At 70.9% G+C, this 15,827-nt stretch carries 8 protein-coding genes; 2 read left to right on the top strand and 6 right to left on the bottom strand.

Features of this window, described 5'->3' with window-relative positions; genetic code table 11:
- Window positions 1–108: 108 nt before the first annotated feature.
- Entirely contained in the window at window positions 109–1,230 is a 1,122-nt protein-coding gene (locus CAP_RS44940; protein WP_052375488.1) for an RCC1 domain-containing protein, read from the bottom strand.
- Between the two features lie 248 nt (window positions 1,231–1,478).
- On the opposite strand from CAP_RS44940, the gene CAP_RS18905 reads away from it, so the two are divergent.
- Window positions 1,479–3,125, top strand: a complete 1,647-nt coding sequence (locus tag CAP_RS18905) for an acyl-CoA synthetase (RefSeq protein ID WP_044242960.1) — start codon at window positions 1,479–1,481, stop codon at window positions 3,123–3,125.
- A complete protein-coding gene (locus CAP_RS18900; protein ID WP_063748720.1) occupies window positions 3,122–3,949 on the top strand; it encodes a TetR/AcrR family transcriptional regulator in 828 nt (275 codons plus the stop codon). The genes CAP_RS18905 and CAP_RS18900 overlap by 4 nt, the downstream gene beginning before the upstream one ends.
- Window positions 3,950–3,963: 14 nt before the next feature.
- Here the strand turns inward: CAP_RS18900 and CAP_RS18895 are convergent, their stop codons facing one another.
- The 5 genes from CAP_RS18895 to sbnA all read right to left on the bottom strand — a co-directional run bounded on the left by CAP_RS18895 (window position 3,964) and on the right by sbnA (window position 15,673).
- A complete protein-coding gene (locus CAP_RS18895; protein ID WP_231511558.1) occupies window positions 3,964–4,887 on the bottom strand; it encodes a LysR family transcriptional regulator in 924 nt (307 codons plus the stop codon).
- Window positions 4,888–4,986: 99 nt separating this feature from the next.
- Window positions 4,987–6,036, bottom strand: coding sequence for a flavin-containing monooxygenase (locus CAP_RS18890; RefSeq protein ID WP_044242957.1), 1,050 nt, complete (start codon window positions 6,034–6,036; stop codon window positions 4,987–4,989).
- Window positions 6,037–6,089: 53 nt separating this feature from the next.
- Complete coding sequence (locus CAP_RS18885; RefSeq protein WP_052375486.1) at window positions 6,090–13,493, bottom strand: non-ribosomal peptide synthetase; 7,404 nt, start codon at window positions 13,491–13,493, stop codon at window positions 6,090–6,092.
- Between the two features lie 124 nt (window positions 13,494–13,617).
- Window positions 13,618–14,631: a 2,3-diaminopropionate biosynthesis protein SbnB gene (sbnB, locus tag CAP_RS18880; protein ID WP_044242955.1), complete on the bottom strand. Its 1,014-nt coding sequence runs from the start codon at window positions 14,629–14,631 to the stop codon at window positions 13,618–13,620.
- Window positions 14,632–14,647: 16 nt separating this feature from the next.
- Window positions 14,648–15,673, bottom strand: coding sequence for a 2,3-diaminopropionate biosynthesis protein SbnA (gene sbnA, locus CAP_RS18875; protein WP_156040938.1), 1,026 nt, complete (start codon window positions 15,671–15,673; stop codon window positions 14,648–14,650).
- Between the last annotated feature and the right edge of the window lie 154 nt (window positions 15,674–15,827).

The raw sequence follows: 15,827 nt of genomic DNA, 5'->3' as shown, positions 1-15,827 counted from the left end.
ATGCGCGCCGCGCGCGGGCAATTCAGCCGGCTCCTGCCGCGAAGGTCGCTCGAGAGGCCGTGCGTACAGGCCCGGGGCCCGCGCCCTCGCCATGCCGGCCGCGCGCGCTCACTTCCAGCGGACGGCGACGGGCTCGGGGCGGGCGGGGGAGAGCCAGCTCGCGCCGTCGTCGCCGAGCTGGCCGAGGAAGTCGCTGCCCCAGCAGAGCAGGCGCCCCGGATCGACGATGGCGCAGGTGTGGTCGGCGCCGGTGGCGATGAGGCTGACGCCCTGGAGACCGAGGACGGCGGAGGGCCTCGTGGCGGGGTGCTCGTCGCCGCTCTTGCCATTGCCGATCTGGCCCTTGTCGTTGCGGCCCCAGCAGGTCGCGGTGCGGTCGGAGAGGCGCGCGCAGGTGTGGTAGCTGAGGGGCGAGGACACGAGCGCCTCGACGCCCGCGAGGCCGGCGACGCGCGCGGGGGTCGGCACGCGCTGGCCGACGCCGTGCTCACCGTTGCCCGTCTGACCATCCCAGGCGTAGCCCCAGCAGAAGACGGTGCCGTCCTCGGCGAGGGCGCAGGTGTGCGAGGCGCCCAGGGCGAGCTGCCGGATGGGCGGGAGCCCCGCCGGGGTCACGGGGCTCGCCGCGTGGTGCACGCCGGTGGGGAGGGTGACGCCGAGCTGGCCCTCGTGGTTCACACCCCAGCACGCGACGCGGCCGGCCTGGAGGAGCGCGCAGGCATGCCAGGAGCCGATGCCGAGGGCGCGCGCGCCGGAGAGGCCGACGACAGGGGCCGGTCCGTAGTCGTGCGTGGAGGTGGTGTCGCCGCGTCCGAGCGCGCCGTAGGTGTTGCTCCCCCAGCAGGCGACGGTGCGGTCCAGGCGCACCACGCAGGTGGTGGTGCCGTTCGAGGCGACTTCCAGGGCGTCGACGGTGTGCGCGCCGCGGGGGGACTCCTCCGTCGCCACCCGGAAGGGAGGCGCGCCTTTCTTCACGGCGAGGGCGGGATCGAGGGGGACAGGGTAGGGGAGGTAGGGCGTGTTCTTGCCGAGCTGGAGGCGCTCGCGGGTCTCCGGGTGGGAGCCCAGGGTGTCTGCCTTGCCGAAGCCGAAGAGGCGACCGTCGGCGGTGACGACCTGGGTGGTCTGGTCGCCGGGGATGACGTCCACCACGGTGGGCGAGGTGTCCTTGCGGCAGGAGGCCGGGAGGAGGAGCAGGAGCCCGGCCGCGAGGCGGACGAGGGCGGTCACGCGGGGGGCCCCCCGTGAGCGACGCCGCCCTCGGGGGCGCGCGGAAGAGCGCGAGGAGCCGGCAGCATCAGGCGCGAGCGTACCACGCCCTGGCTGGGGGGCGGGGGGCGGGGGACGGGAGGAGGAACCGGGAGGGCGTGGGGCGCCGCGCCTTGGTGGGCCCGGGTGAGCTGCGCCCGCTATGCTCGCGGGCGGCGTGGGCGCTCGCGTCGAGGTCGAGGCCCATGCCACCTCCGAGCGATCCAGCCATGACCACCGCCTACGACGCGCTCCCGAAGACTCCTGCCAACCACACCCCCCTCTCGCCACTCTCCTACCTCGCCAGGACTGCGCGCACCTACCCGCAGCGGGTCGCGGTGATTCACGGCGCCCGGCGGTTCACCTGGGCGGAGGTGTACGCGCGGGCGCGGCGCCTCGCGTCGGCGCTGCGAGGGCGCGGGATCCATCGGGGCGACACGGTGGCGACGCTGCTGCCCAACGTGCCGGCGATGATCGAGCTGCACTTCGGGCCCGCGATGATCGGCGCCGTGCTGAACACGCTGAACACCCGCCTCGACGCCGAGACCCTCGCGTTCATGCTCGGGCACGCGGAGGCCAAGGTGCTCTTCGTGGACCGCGAACTCGCAGTGACGGCGGAGAAGGCGCTCGGGATGCTGGAGAAGCGGCCGCTCGTCATCGATGTGGACGACGCGCTCGGGCCGGAGGGGCCGCCGCTCGGAGACATCGCGTACGAGGCCCTGCTCGACGAGGGGGATCCGGCGTTCGCCTGGAGCTTGCCCGGGGACGAGTGGGACGCCATCTCGCTCAACTACACCTCGGGGACCACGGGCAACCCGAAGGGCGTGGTCTACCACCACCGCGGCGCGGCGCTGAATGCGGTGGGCAATGCACTGGAGTGGGGAATGCCGCGCCATGCCGTCTACCTGTGGACCCTGCCGATGTTCCACTGCAATGGCTGGTGCTTCGTGTGGACGGTGGCAGCCGTGGCCGGCACCCACGTGTGCCTGCGCAAGGTGGATCCGGGAGCGATCTTCGCGCTGATGCGCGAGCACAGGGTCACGCACTACTGCGGGGCGCCCATCGTGCACGCGACGCTGATCCACGCGCCCGAGGCGATGAAGGAAGGGCTCGGCAAGGTGGCGTGCCTGGTGGCCGGCGCGGCGCCGCCGCCGTCCGTGATCGAGGGGATGGAGCGGATGGGCTTCGAGCTGACCCACGTCTACGGGCTCACCGAGACCTACGGGCCGGCCGCGGTGTGCGCGAAGCAGGCCGAGTGGTCGGAGCTCGGCCTGGAGGAGCGGGCGCGGATGAACGGGCGCCAGGGAGGCTCCTACCTGCTCCAGGAGGAGATGACGGTGCTCGATCCGGAGACGATGAAGCCCGTGCCGGCCGACGGGGAGACCCTGGGGGAGCTGATGTTCCGAGGCAACATCACCATGAAGGGCTACCTCAAGAACGAGGCGGCCACCGAGGAGGCGCTGCGCGGGGGGTGGTTCCACACCGGCGACCTCGGCGTGGTGGAGCCGGACGGCTACGTGAAGATCAAGGATCGCTCGAAGGACGTGATCATCTCGGGCGGCGAGAACATCTCCTCGCTGGAGGTGGAGGACGTGCTGCACCGGCACCCCGCGGTGCTCGCCGCCGCGGTGGTGGCGAAGGCCGACGAGAAGTGGGGGGAGACGCCGTGCGCCTTCGTGGAGCTGAAGGCGGGCGCGTCGGCGACGGAGGAGGAGCTGCTCGCGTTCTGCAAGGAGCGGCTGGCGCGGTTCAAGGCGCCGAAGCAGGTGGTGCTCGGGCCGCTGCCGCGCACGTCGACCGGCAAGGTGCAGAAGTTCGTGCTGCGGGAGCGCGCGAAGGGCGAACTCGCTCCCGGGAGCCGGAGAGTGTCTTCGTGAGGGGGAACAGAGTCGCCGAGACCGATCCGACGCGCACGCTCTTGCTGCTCTGGGGGTCGCACAGCAAGCCGGGGCGATCAGGGCTGACGGTGCGGGCCATCGTCACCGCGGCCATCGAGCTGGCCGACGCCGAGGGGATCGAGGCCGTCTCGATGCGCCAGGTGGCCGAGCGCCTCGGGGTGGGGACGATGGCGCTCTACACGTACGTCCCTGGCAAGGCCGACCTGACCGCGCTGATGCTCGATACGGTCCAGGGGCAGCTCTACGAGGACGTGGACGCGCCCTCGCGGCAGCCCGGCGGGTGGCGTGGAGCGCTCACCTTCATCGCGGAGCGCAACTGGGAGGTCTACCAGCGGCACCCGTGGGTGCTGCACGTCGCCCAGGGGCGTCCGGTGCTCGGGCCGAACCTGTCGCTGAAGTACGAGGCCGAGCTGAGGCCCCTCGACAAGCTCGGCCTGTCGGACGTCGAGATGGACTCGGCCCTCACCCTGGTGCTGACCCACGTCGCGGGCACGGCCGGGATCCAGGCCCAGCTCGCGAAGGCGCGGCAGGAGAGCGGGATGAGCGACGGCGAGTGGTGGCTCAGCAGCGCGCCCGTCCTGGCGAAGGTCATGGACGATTCCCGGTTCCCCGTGGCAGGTCGCGTCGGCTCGGCGTCGGGCACCACGTACGAGGGGGTCCTCGACCCGAGGCACGCGCTCACCTTCGGGCTGGAGTGCATCCTCGACGGGATCGCGCAGCTCATCGCGCGCAGGCAGGAGGCGGCGCGCAAGGATGAGCAGGCCGGGAGCCCACGCGCGAGGCGCGGTCGTCGAGGTGGGTGAACCACCCTGCCTGCTCACGCCTCGCGGCAGACCTGCGCGATCTGCTCCCGCAGCCAGGTGTGCCCCGGATCGTGGTGCTGCCGCTCGTGCCAGTACTGGTTGAGCTGGAAGCCGGGGATGTCGAGGGGGGGCTTCACGATGCGGAGCCCGAGCTTGTCGGCGAGCTGGAGCGCGATGCGCTCGGCGACCGTCAGGATCACGTCCGTGCCCGCGACCACGTGGGGGGCCACGAGGAAGTGAGGGACCGTGATCACCACCCGGCGCCGCAGGTTGAGCCGCGCCAGCTCGTCGTCGACATAGCCCCCGATGCTGATGCCCCTCGGGGAGATGAGCGCGTGGGGCAAGCGCACGAACTGCTCGAGCGTCAGCTCGTCGCCGACCTCCGGGTGGTCGGCGCGGACCACGCACACGAACCGCTCCTGCAAGATCTGCTGCCGGTAAGCCGAGGGCAGCTCGCTGTCGAAGATGCCGATGACGAGATCGACGCGACCTTCTTCGAGCGGCACCGCCCAGTTCTGCAGCCCGGCCCGGACCGAGATGGCGATCCCCGGGGCGCTCTGGGCGAGGTGCCTCACCAGCGGCGGGAGCAAGATCATGCTCGCATAGTCCGAGGCGACCAGCGTGAACGTGCGCTCCGCCCGCTCCGGCTCGAAGCGCGCGCCGTCGCTCACCGTGCGCTCGACGTCGGCGAGGATGCGCCGCACCGCGACCGACAGCTCCACGGCCCGCTCCGTCGGCAGGATGCCGCGCGGGACCCGGGCGAACAGCGGATCGTCGAAGAGCACCCTCAGCCGCCGCAGGGCGTGGCTCATCGCCGACTGGGTGAGCCCCATCCGGGCTGCTGCCCGCGTCACGTGCCGCTCGGTGAAGAGGGCGTCGAACGCGACGAGGAGGTTCAGGTCGATGGTCGCGAGCTTCGCGCTGTTGATCGTGGTCACGTGAGGGCTCCGGCGCGGGAGGCGCCGCCGATCAGGGGAGGATCGGCGCATCCCACGCCGGTCCCGGGCCGGCACGGTACGTGACCGCGTGCCTTCGACTCAACCCAGGTGCCGGTCGAGCCTACCCGCGAGGAACTCTGCATCCCGGCCCACGCCGCCGAGCAGCGATGACCCGTTCCGGTACTGCCATTTGAGGCCCAGAAAATACAGTCCGGGCACCTCTGTCTCCCCCCGTCGGTGCACGGGCGCGCCTCGCGCGTCGAGCACGGGTGCCTCGATCCAGCCGTAGTCATGCCCGAATCCGGTGGCCCACACGATGGTGCGCACCTTGACGGTGCGTCCTCCCTCGCAGGTGACCTCGTCTCCCCGGACCTCCAGCGTGCGCCCGAGCAGCACCACGCCGTAGTCACGTGCGTTGTCGTGGGGCGTGAGACCGATGCTCCCCTCGGGCAGCTCCCGCAACCTCCGCCCCAGCCGCGACTCCACGGTCACCTCCATCAGCCGCAGCGTGTAGAGCCAGAAGAAGATGTCGCGGCCAAGGAACCGCCGCGGCGAGGCCATCATCTCGCCGAGCGACTGGTACACCCGTCGGGTCCCCGACAGCTCTCGCGCGATGGGGTTGGCCGAGTTGCCGCAGCCGACCACCAGCGTGTCCCCCTCCGGCAGCTCCCGGGGGTTGCGGTAGTCGCTGCTGTGGATCTGCACCACCTCGGGGCTCAGGTGCGATCTGTCGAGCGGGATGTACGGCTTCTGGAACGCGCCCGTTGCCACCACCACGGCCCGTGCCTCCACCACCTCGTCGCCCATCACCACCGCGAAGCTCCCCGACGGCCCCCGCCGCAGGGCGGTCACCTTCGCCCCGAGCCTCACGGGCAGCCGGAACGTCCGCGCGTACTCCTCCAGGTACGCTGCCGTCTGGTCCCTGGTCGCGAACGCGCCCGTGTCGCGCGGGAACGGTAGCCCTGGCAGGTCGTTGTAGGGGTGGGGCGTGATGAGCCGCAGCGAATCCCACCGACGCCGCCACGCATCACCCACCCGCTCCGACCCGTCGAGGATGACGAAGCTGCGTCCCTGCCGGGCCAGGTAATGCCCCATGGCGAGGCCACTCTGGCCCCCCCCGATCACCACCACATCGAACCGTTCTGTCATGCGTGTTTCCCTGGAGGCGAGTTGCTCCGCAGTGGGGTGGTCTCCTGGATCCTTCACGGGACCCGGGCGAGGCACCCCTCCAGCCTACTTGCCAGTACATCGAGCCGGGGCGCCGTGAACATCGTGTAGTGATCTCCTGGAACCTCGTGCACCTCGGGCGCTGCCGCGCAGAAGGCGCTCCAGCCGCCGGCGGGCTCGTGCGCGGCTTCCAGGTCCCCCGGCACTGGCTCGCTGGCATGCAGCAGCGTCACCGGGCCGGCGTACGGCCCAGGCGTGTACGCCAGCATGGCCCGCATGTTGTCCCGGAACACCCCGTAGAGCCGCTCCAGGTCTTCAACGCCGATGTCTCGCGGCAGCGCGTCCGCCGCGTGGGCCTGCGCCAGCGCCTGGCGAAGCTGCGCGCCCGGGGCGAGCTGCCGCAGCGCCTCCACGTCGGTGGCGATGGGCCGCCCCGAGGTCCCTCCCAGATCGCGCAGGAACCAGGCAAGGAGCTGCGCCTCCTCCAGCGCGCGCGGCGCTGGTACCCGGCTGTCCAGCAGCGCCAGAAGGGAGACCTCTTCGCCCATGGCCCGGAGCTGCTGCGCCATCTCGAACGCGACCACGCCACCCATGGACCAGCCTCCGAGCGCGTACGGCCCCCGCGGCTGTACCTCTCGCAGCGCTGCCACGTAGCGCGTCGCCATCGCCTGGAGCGACGCCGCGGGCGACCCAGCTTGCCCTCCCGCGGAGGCCTGGATGCCGTAGAACGCCCGGTCCGAGCCGAGCCGGCGCGCCAGCTCCACGTAGCAGAAGACGTTTCCGCCCACCGGGTGCACGCAGAAGAACGGCGCCTTCTCGCCCCCGCGCTTCAGCGGCACCAGCGGCGACGTGGAGGTCACCGCGGCGCGGTGCTGCCGCAACACCGCGGCAAGGCCCTCCACCGTGGGGCTCTCCAGCAGGGTACCGAGCCGGAGATCCACCCCGAAGGTCCTCTTGAGCTGCGCGATCAGCCTCACCGCTGCGAACGAGTTTCCCCCGAGATCGAAGAAGCTGTCCCGCATCCCCACGGGCCGCGCGTCGAGCAGCTCTTCCCAGAGCTGCGCGAGAGACATCTCCAGCGTGTCTCGCGGAGCCACGAAGTCCGTCGTCCGCCGGCTCCCATGTGCGCTCCCTGGATCGGGCAGCGCCGTCCGGTTCACCTTGCCGTTCGGCGTCAGCGGCAGCGTCCCCAGGGTCACGAACGTGGAGGGCACCATGTACTCCGGCAGCTTCTCCTGCAGGAAGGCCCGCAGCCGCGCCGGTGTCGGTTCCTCCCCCTCGGGCAGATCCGCGCGAGGCACCACGTAGGCCACGAGGCGCTTCTCACCGCGCGCGTCGCCGAGCGCCGTCACCACGCTCGCTCTCAAGGCCGGGTGCTGATCCAGCGCCGTCTCGATCTCCCCGAGCTCGATGCGGTAGCCCTGGATCTTCACCTGGAAGTCCTCGCGCCCCAGGAACTCGATGTCCCCGCTGGGCAGGTACCGTCCCAGATCGCCGGTGCGGTAGAGCCGTTCACCCGTACCCGGGTGGGTCACGAAGCGGGCAGCGGTCTTCTCCGGGTCGCGCCAGTACCCGAGCGAAAGGCCGACGCCCGCGATGTACAGCTCCCCCGTCGCCCAGACGGGCCGCGGCGCGAGCGCTCCCTCCAGTACGTGGAAGCGCTGGTTCTTCATGGGGCGGCCGTAGGGGATGCTCTGCCAGGCCGGATCGACCCGGTCGATAGGGAACAGGATCGACCAGATCGACGCCTCGGTGGCCCCTCCCAGGCTCACCACCCGTGCCTGGGGCACGAGCGCCTGGATGCGCTCGGGCAGGGCCACCGGGATCCAGTCTCCGCTGAGCATCACGGTCCGGAGCGGAAGCCGGGGCGCGCCCTCCGCCTGGCTCACGTGCTCCACGAAGAGCTGCATCAGCGCAGGGACCGTGTTCCAGAGCGTCACCCGCTGCCGGACGACGAGATCCGCCCAGTGCGCCGGGCTGCGCGCTGCCGCCCGGTCGGGCAGCACCACCGCGCCGCCTGCCGCGAGCAGCCCGAAGACGTCGTACACCGACAGGTCGAAGCTCAGCGATGACAGCGCGAGCACCCGATCCGAAGGTCCCACGCCGAACCTTTCGTTCACGTCGAGCACCGTGTTCACCGCCCCGCGGTGGTCGATCATCACCCCCTTGGGAAGGCCGGTGGAGCCCGAGGTGAAGATCACGTACGCGAGATCTCCTGGCTGCTGCGCCGGAGCGAGCGCCGCTTCGTCGGCGTCGGCGTCGTCGTCGGCGTCGTCGGCGTCGTTGGCGTCATCGGCGTCATCGGCGTCATCCGTGGTCAGCGGTTCGTCCACCACCACCCGGCGCACACCCTCCGGCCAGTCCAGCCGCGCTTCCAGCCAGGGCTGGGTCAACGCCACCTCGACCTCGCCATGCTCCAGGAGGAGCCGCAGCCGCTCCGCAGGCAACGCTGGATCGATGGGCAGGTAGGCCGCTCCTGCATGAAGGATCGCCAGGGCAGCCACCACCTGCTCGAAGCCCTTCTCCATGACGATGGCCACGAGCCGGTTCGGCCGCGCCCCGAGCTCCTGCAGCGCGCGCCCCAGCCCGCGCGTCCAGCCTGCGAGCTCCGCGTAGCTCAGCGTCCGCCGGGGATCGATCACCGCCGCGGCCTCGGGCGTCCGCCGCGCCTGCGCCTCGAACAGCCCGTGGAGTCGTGCCTTGGACTCGGGCGCGTCCGTCGCGTTCAGGGCCTTCCGTGCCGCGAGTTGCGCCTCCGCGAGCGGCATCTCCGCGACGACATCCCAGCCTTCGCCGTCGGCCAGCCGCGCGAGATGCCCCGCGTAGGCTTCCACCATGGCGTCGAGCACACCCTCGGGGAACACCTCCTCCACGGCATCCCAGTTGAACCCGAGCGTGTCTCCTTCCTCGAATACCTGGTGGTCCAGCCAGACGTGCGGCGTTTGCAGCCGCCGCTCGACCAGGGTCCCCAGCAGCTCGCGGCTCCCGCACCGCCCCGGCCCGATGTTCAGATCGCTGGCGAACACCACCGGCATCGTGGCCCCCGCGCTCCCACCCCGGCTGCGCGCAAGCTCCCGGATCACCCGCACGCCGCTCACCTGGCTGTGCTCCATGTCGCTCCAGAGCTGGGCCTGCACCCGCCGGGCGCGCCCCAGGAATGCCTCCCGCTCGCGCTGATCGACTTCGAGGAGGATGGTGGTGTTGAAGTTCCCGAGCACTTCCTGGATCTCGGGGTGTCCCTCCGGCCGATCCTGGAACAGCACGTTCAGCGTGAAGTGGGGCGAGCTGCTCCACCGCGCCAGCACGTCCGCGTACACCGCGCACAGCGCCGCCGTCGCGGACAGCCCGGCGCCGGTGATCCGGGCCTTCAGGCGCTGCCAGGCCTCGGCGGGCAAACGCCCGGAGCGCCGGCTGAACCTTGCGCCTTCCGGCGTCGCGCTGGCCCGCGTGAGCGGGAGCTGAGGCGCCGCGGGCAGCACCTGGAGCCGGCTCCTCCAGTAATCCTCGCTGCGCCGGATCGCCGCCGAGCTTTGCAGCGCCGCGAGCGACATCACGTGGTCCCGGAAGCTCAGCGTGAGCGGCGGCAGCGCCGCGTCCGGGTCCTCGTAGAAGCGCTCCAGGTCGTCGTTCAGGATCTGGTAGCTGCGCTCGTCCCCGAGCAGGAGCGGGTAGGAGAGGTGCAACCGGGTCGCCCGATCCGTGAGCCGGTGCGCCCGCATCCGGAGCAGCGGCCAGGCCTCGGCATGCCTCGCCACCCGCGAGAGATCCCGCCGCACCCCCTCCAGGATCTGCTCCACCTCGCCGGGCGCAGCACGCCGCAGATCCGCGACTTCCAGCTCCAGCGTGGGCACCTCGGGCCGCACCTCCTGTTGCCCGTCCGGGCGCACCACCGCCCGCAGCATGTCGTGCCGGGCGATGAGCCGACCGAGCGCGCGGTTGAAGCGCGCCAGGTCCAGATCCTGGATCTCGACCTCCAGGTAGGCGAGAGCCGCCGTGCGCCCTCCGAGCGCGCCCGTCTGGCCCAGCCAGTAGGCCTGCTGGAGATCCGTGAGCGGAAAGGGCTCGTGCCGCCGCGCCGGATCCGGTCGCAGCACCGGCTGGGCGTGTCCCGCGTGTCCCGCGCTCCCGCCGGCGTGTGCCCCGCGCGCTGCGACGACCTCCGCCTGCATGGCCACCGTGGGTGCATCGAAGATGGCGCGCAGGGGAAGCTCCACCCCGAGCGTCTTGCGCATCCGCGCCACGAGCTGCATCGCCAGGAGTGAATGCCCGCCAAGCTCGAAGAAGTTGTCGTGCACCCCCACCCGCGAGGCCCCCAGCGTCGTTCGCCACACCTCCGCGAGCTGCTCCTCCAGCGCGCTCCGCGGCGCGACGAACGTCTCCTCGTCTTCCTCTTTGCCCCCCGCCCTCGGCCCCGAGCGCGAGAACTCCGGCACGGGGAGGGCCTGGCGATCGATCTTCCCGTTCCGCGTCAGCGGCATCTCCCCGAGCACCACCACCGCCGCCGGCTCCATGTACCGCGGCAGCCGCTCCACCACGAACCCCCGCAGCTCCCCCGCGATCCCCGGCGCAGGGACGCCGGCAGGCACCACGTAGGCCACGAGGCGCACGTCACCCGGCGTGTCCTCCCGCGCCACCACCAGGGCCTGACGCACCGCCGGATGGGTGCCGAGCACCGCCTCGATCTCGCCGAGCTCGATGCGGAACCCGCGGATCTTCACCTGGTGGTCCAGGCGCCCCAGGAACTCCAGCGTGCCATCTGGCAACCACCGCCCGAGATCTCCGGTGCGGTACAGCTTCGCCTCGGGGTCGCCGGAGAAGGGGTCGGCCACGAAGGCCGCCGCGCTGCGCTCGGGATCGTTCAGGTATCCGCGCCCCACCCCCACGCCACCCACGTAGATCTCGCCCGCCACGCCTTCCGGCATCGGCTCACGGCACCTGTCGAGCACGTAGAGCCGCATGTTCGCCACCGGCCGACCGATGGGGGTCGTCACCATCGCCGTCCCGGGCGCCGTGTGCACCGGGTAGTGCGCGACATCGTCCGAGCACTCCGTCGGCCCGTAGGCATTCATCAGCGGGATCGTCGGGTAAGCCCGGAGCCACGCGCGGCACAGCTCCGGCGGCAGCGCCTCACCGGTGGGGACGATCCACCGCAGCGCCTTCAAGGAAGGACGCTCCCACGCCGTCCCTCCCGCACCCTCGCCGCTGTCTGCGGCCCCCTCGATCTCGGCGAGCATCATGCGCAGGAGCGATGGCACCACCTCCAGCACCGTCACCCCACGCTCCTCGGTCCACGCGAGCAACCTGCGTGGGTCGGCCGCGATCTCGTCCTCGGCGATGTGCACCTCGCCGCCCACCAGCAGCGCCACCAGGTGCTGCCACACCGAGATGTCGAAGCACTGCGACGCGTTCTGCGCCACCCGGTCGCTCGCGCCGATCCCGAGATCGATCACCTTCGCGTGCAGGTGATTCAGCATCCCCCGGTGCTCCAGCATCGCTCCCTTGGGCGCGCCCGTGGATCCGGAGGTGTAGATCACGTAGGCCAGATCCCCGGGGCCCGCGGCTGGAGGCAGGTTGACCTCCGGCTGCCCTCGGCCCGCCTCGTCCACCAGCAGCACCGCGGGCCGCTGCGCCGCGGGCATCCCCTCCAGCGCGCCGGCCAGCGCGTTCTCCAGCGCGCGCGTCACCAGCACCACCCGCGCCCTGCTGCTCTCCAGCACTTGCCGCAACCGCGGTGCCGGGTGCTCCGGATCCAGCGGCAGATACGCCCCTCCTGCCTTGAACGCGCCCAGGATCGAGGCGAGGAGACCCACGCCCCGGTGCATGAGCAGCCCCACCACCTGGTCTCGCGCCACCCCCGCCGCGCGCAGCGCATGGCCCAGCGCATTGGCTCTCCGGTTCAGTGACCCGTAGGTGGTGGCCTCCCCCTGGAACACCACGGCCACGCTGTCCGGCGCCCGCTCCACCTGCGCTTCGAAGAGCGCGTGGAAGCAGACATCGCTGCGCACCTCCTCGCGCGTATCGTTCCAGTCCACCAGGATCTTGCGCCGCTCCGCCTCTCCGAGCAGCTGGATCGCGTCCACCCGCTGCCCGGGCTGCGCGAGCGCGCCTTCCAGGAACGCCACGTAGTGCCGGGCGATCCGCTCCACCGTCGCGGCCTCGAACAGGTCGGTGCTGTACTTCAGATCGGCGTACAGCTCCCCGCCGATCTCGAACAGGTCGAGCGCCAGGTCCATTTGCCCTTCCTGCTGGGACACCGCGAGAGGCGCGAGGGTGAGGGGACCGAAGGCGATCCTTTCCTCCACCTCCATCGGCGCGAACACACTCGACAGCTCCTCGTGCTGGGGCAGCCGCTGCAGCGAGAACATCACCTGGAACAGCGGCGAACGGCTGGGATCCCGCACCGGCTGCATCTGCTCCACCAGCAGGGGAAACGGGTATTCTTGGTGCTCGCGTGCAGCATTCACCGTCTGGCGCGTCCGCTCCAGCAGCTCCGCGAACGTCGGCTCCCCGCTCAGGTCCGCGCGGAGCACCAGCATGTTCACGAAGTTGCCCACCATCGACGCGAACGCCGCCTCACCGCGCCGCCCGCCCACCGGCGAGCCCACCAGGAGATCGTCCTGCCCCGTGTAGCGGTGCAAGAGCCCCTCGAAGGCCGCGAGCAGGGTCATGAACGGCGTCACCCCGTGCTGCTTCGCGAAGCCCCGCAGCCGCCTCGGCATCTGTGCCGGGAGCCTGAAGCTGTACGACGTCCCGCAGTCGGACTGCACCGGGGGCCGTGGTCGGTCGAGGGGCAGGCTCATCACCGGCAGCTCGCCCCCGAGCTGCTCCTTCCAGTACGCCTTCATGCGCTCGCCTTCGGGCCCCCCGAGCAGCGCCTGCTGCCAGCGCACGTACGCCTCGTACGCCATGGGCACCTCCGGCAGCGCGGCCCCGTCGCCCGAGACCTCCGCCGCGTACAGCGCGCGCAGCTCGTCCAGCAGGATGGCGAAAGAGCCCATGTCCGTGACGATGTGGTGCGCCGACAGGAGCAGCGCGGCCCGCTCCGGAGCGCACCGGAACAGCGTGGCCCGGAACAGCGGCCCGTGCGCCAGGTCGAAAGGGCGGTACACCTCGCTCTGGACGCGCCTGCGGAGCGCGTCCTCGGTACACTGCGAGGTGTCGATCACCTCGAACGACACCGGGGTGTGCGCCGGGATCCGGTGTACCGGCTCCCCGTCCTCCACCGTGAACGTTGCCCGGAGCAGCGCGTGCCGGTCGACGAGCCCTTGCAGTGCTCGCCCCAGGCCCATCACGTCGAGTGGCGAGAGGATCCACGCCGCGATGGCCAGGTTGTAGGCCGAGCCCCCGGGGGCCAGTCCATGGAGGAACCAGTGGGCGCGTTCGGTGAGGCTCAAGGGGAACTGCTGAACGGGCTGGCTGGGGACAGGCGTCGACGTCATGGCTTGCTCCATCGCGGAAGAGAAAAGGCGAAGCTCCGGGCCATGAATGCCCGGGCCTGTCAGGCGGACACGCACGCGCTGGCATCACGCCGCGCTCGCAAAGACCGGCGCGATGCGCTCGGGCTCAGCGCGTCACATCGTGAAAGAAACCATTCACCGCCACGACGTCGCCGCGCTCTTTCGCCAGGTCGTGGATCCACTTCCCGACGGCCAGGTCGAGGATCCCCAGACCGAAGGGCGAGAAGACGACCGGCTTGTCGCGGCCGATGGCGCACTCGCCGCTGATCAGCCCGGCCAGGGTACCGGTGATGAAGTCGCGGTTCCCCGTGAGTTGCTCGGCGAGGTGAGGGGAGCTGTTCGCCTGCATCACGTGGTCCACGTCATCCACGATGTTGTACGAACCGAGCAGGATCTCCGGCGCCAGATCGCGCAGGGACAGGTTCAGGACCACCGGGTTGTGGGCGAGCAGCGACCCGTCGAGGATGTAGGGCCTGGGCGCGACCGTGGTGAGCACGATGAGATCGCAGGAGCGCAGCAGCGCGTCCCCCTCGGGCATCACCTCGATCTGCCGGTGTCTCGAGGCGTCGCATACCTCGTCCCGGAAGCGCTCCGACTCTCCGGCTCTGGTGTCGAACAGCCGCACCGCCTCGATCTCCCAGCCGGTGCCGATCAGGAAGTCGTACACGTAGCGCGCGATCAGGCCGTTGCCGACGATCCCCACGGCCCGCGCCCGCCGCCCCTCGGGGCTCAGCCGCTCGGCGCCCAGCACGGCCGACGCCGCGGTCCGCGCCGCCGAGATGATGGAGCTCTCCAGGCAGGCGAAGGGATAGCCCGTCTCGTAGTCGTTCAGGATGAGCACCGCCGACGCCCGCGGAAAGCCCGCTGCCACGTTCTCCGGGTAGCTCGCGATCCACTTGATACCCGACACGTTGAAGCGGTCCCCGAGGTACGCAGGTAGCGCGATGATCCGGGCGCTGGGCTTCTCCGGGAAGCGCAGGAAGTAGCTGTTCGGATTGACCGAGTGCCGCGCGTGATGGGCGAGGTAGGCCTGCCTCACGATCTCCACGCACTCGCGTTTGCGCGGCGTGAGCAGCGCATGGACGGTGTGACCGGTGATGACGGAGAAGCCGAAATCCATGGGTCTGCTCCTCCCTTCAGGCCGCCAGCGCCGGCTGGAACGTCCGCCTGGCCTGTGCCGCGGGGAGGCCGCAGGGACGCTCCCCGTGATTCGCAGCCAGCCAGCGCGCCCAGTCGTCGTTGTAGATCGTGCTCTGGTACGCCTTGCCTCCGTCCGGGCACAGGAACAGCACGTTCGGCCTCGCCCCCCGCCTCGTCGCCCCCTCGCCGGCGAAGTAGCGGCTCACCGCTGCGAACACCGTCCCCGAGGATCCACCGAGGAACAGCCCGTGCCGCGACACGAGCTCCCGACACCCGCGCACCGTCTCCACCTCGGACACGGTCATCACCTCGTCGATGTGCGCATGCCGGAGCAGCCCCGGCACGATGCTGGAGCCGAGACCCGGGATGTGCCGCTTGCGGGGCGCCCCGCCGAAGATCACCGAGCCTTCGGCGTCCACCGCCACGATGGTGATCCCCCGGAACCGCTCCTTCAGGGCCCGCGACACGCCGGCGATGGTCCCGCCTGTACCCACCCCGATGAAGGCATAGTCGAGCTGCTGGAAGGAGCCGACGATCTCCTTTGCAGTACAGCGGTAGTGCGCGTCGGCGATGTCGAGGTTCTCGTACTGGTTGGGCCAGAAGGCGCCCGGGATCTCCCGGCACAGCTCTGCCACCTTCTCGAGACGGGTCTTCAGGAAACCGCCGGTGTCGTCGCGTTCAGTCACCTTCACCACGGTCGCGCAGGAGCCCCGGAGCCGGGTCTCGTAGAGCCGCGACACGTTGGGATCGATGACCGGGATGAAGCGGAGGCCGAGCTGCTTGCAAAAATATGCCAGCGCCAGCGCGAAGTTGCCCGACGACGACTCGACGATCGTGGACCCTTCGGTCACGTCGCCGCGCAGGATCGCGGCCCGCAGCATCCAGTACGCAGCCCGATCCTTGACGCTCCCGACGAGGTTCTGGCCTTCGAGCTTGGCGAAGAGGTTCAGGTGCCGCGCGTCGAGCTGCACGATCGGCGGGGAGCCGAGGCTCTGTTCGAGGCTCCGGAGCCGCTGGAACAGCTTGCCGCGGGGCGAAGACGAGGAGACGGGCGCGGAGTCCTCATGAAGCATGTGGAATGGTCCGCTGTCAGGGGACAGCTCGAAGCAGAAGCACTGGAGTCGGCGTCGCCTCCGAAGGAGCGGGGCAAGGGAGGAGAACCGCGTCATCCTGCGG

The sequence above is a fragment of the Chondromyces apiculatus DSM 436 genome (assembly GCF_000601485.1).
Taxonomy (GTDB): Bacteria; Myxococcota_A; Polyangia; order Polyangiales; family Polyangiaceae; genus Chondromyces; species Chondromyces apiculatus.
The sequence above is the reverse complement of the archived record's forward strand: the minus strand, read 5'-3'. Positions and strand labels throughout refer to the sequence as shown.

Coding starts and splice junctions, on each gene's coding strand:
- CAP_RS18905 (WP_044242960.1), top strand. CDS start 1,479: ATGACCACCGCCTACGACGCGCTCCCGAAGACTCCTGCCAACCACACC.
- CAP_RS18890 (WP_044242957.1), bottom strand. CDS start 6,036: ATGACAGAACGGTTCGATGTGGTGGTGATCGGGGGGGGCCAGAGTGGC.
- CAP_RS18885 (WP_052375486.1), bottom strand. CDS start 13,493: ATGACGTCGACGCCTGTCCCCAGCCAGCCCGTTCAGCAGTTCCCCTTG.
- sbnB (WP_044242955.1), bottom strand. CDS start 14,631: ATGGATTTCGGCTTCTCCGTCATCACCGGTCACACCGTCCATGCGCTG.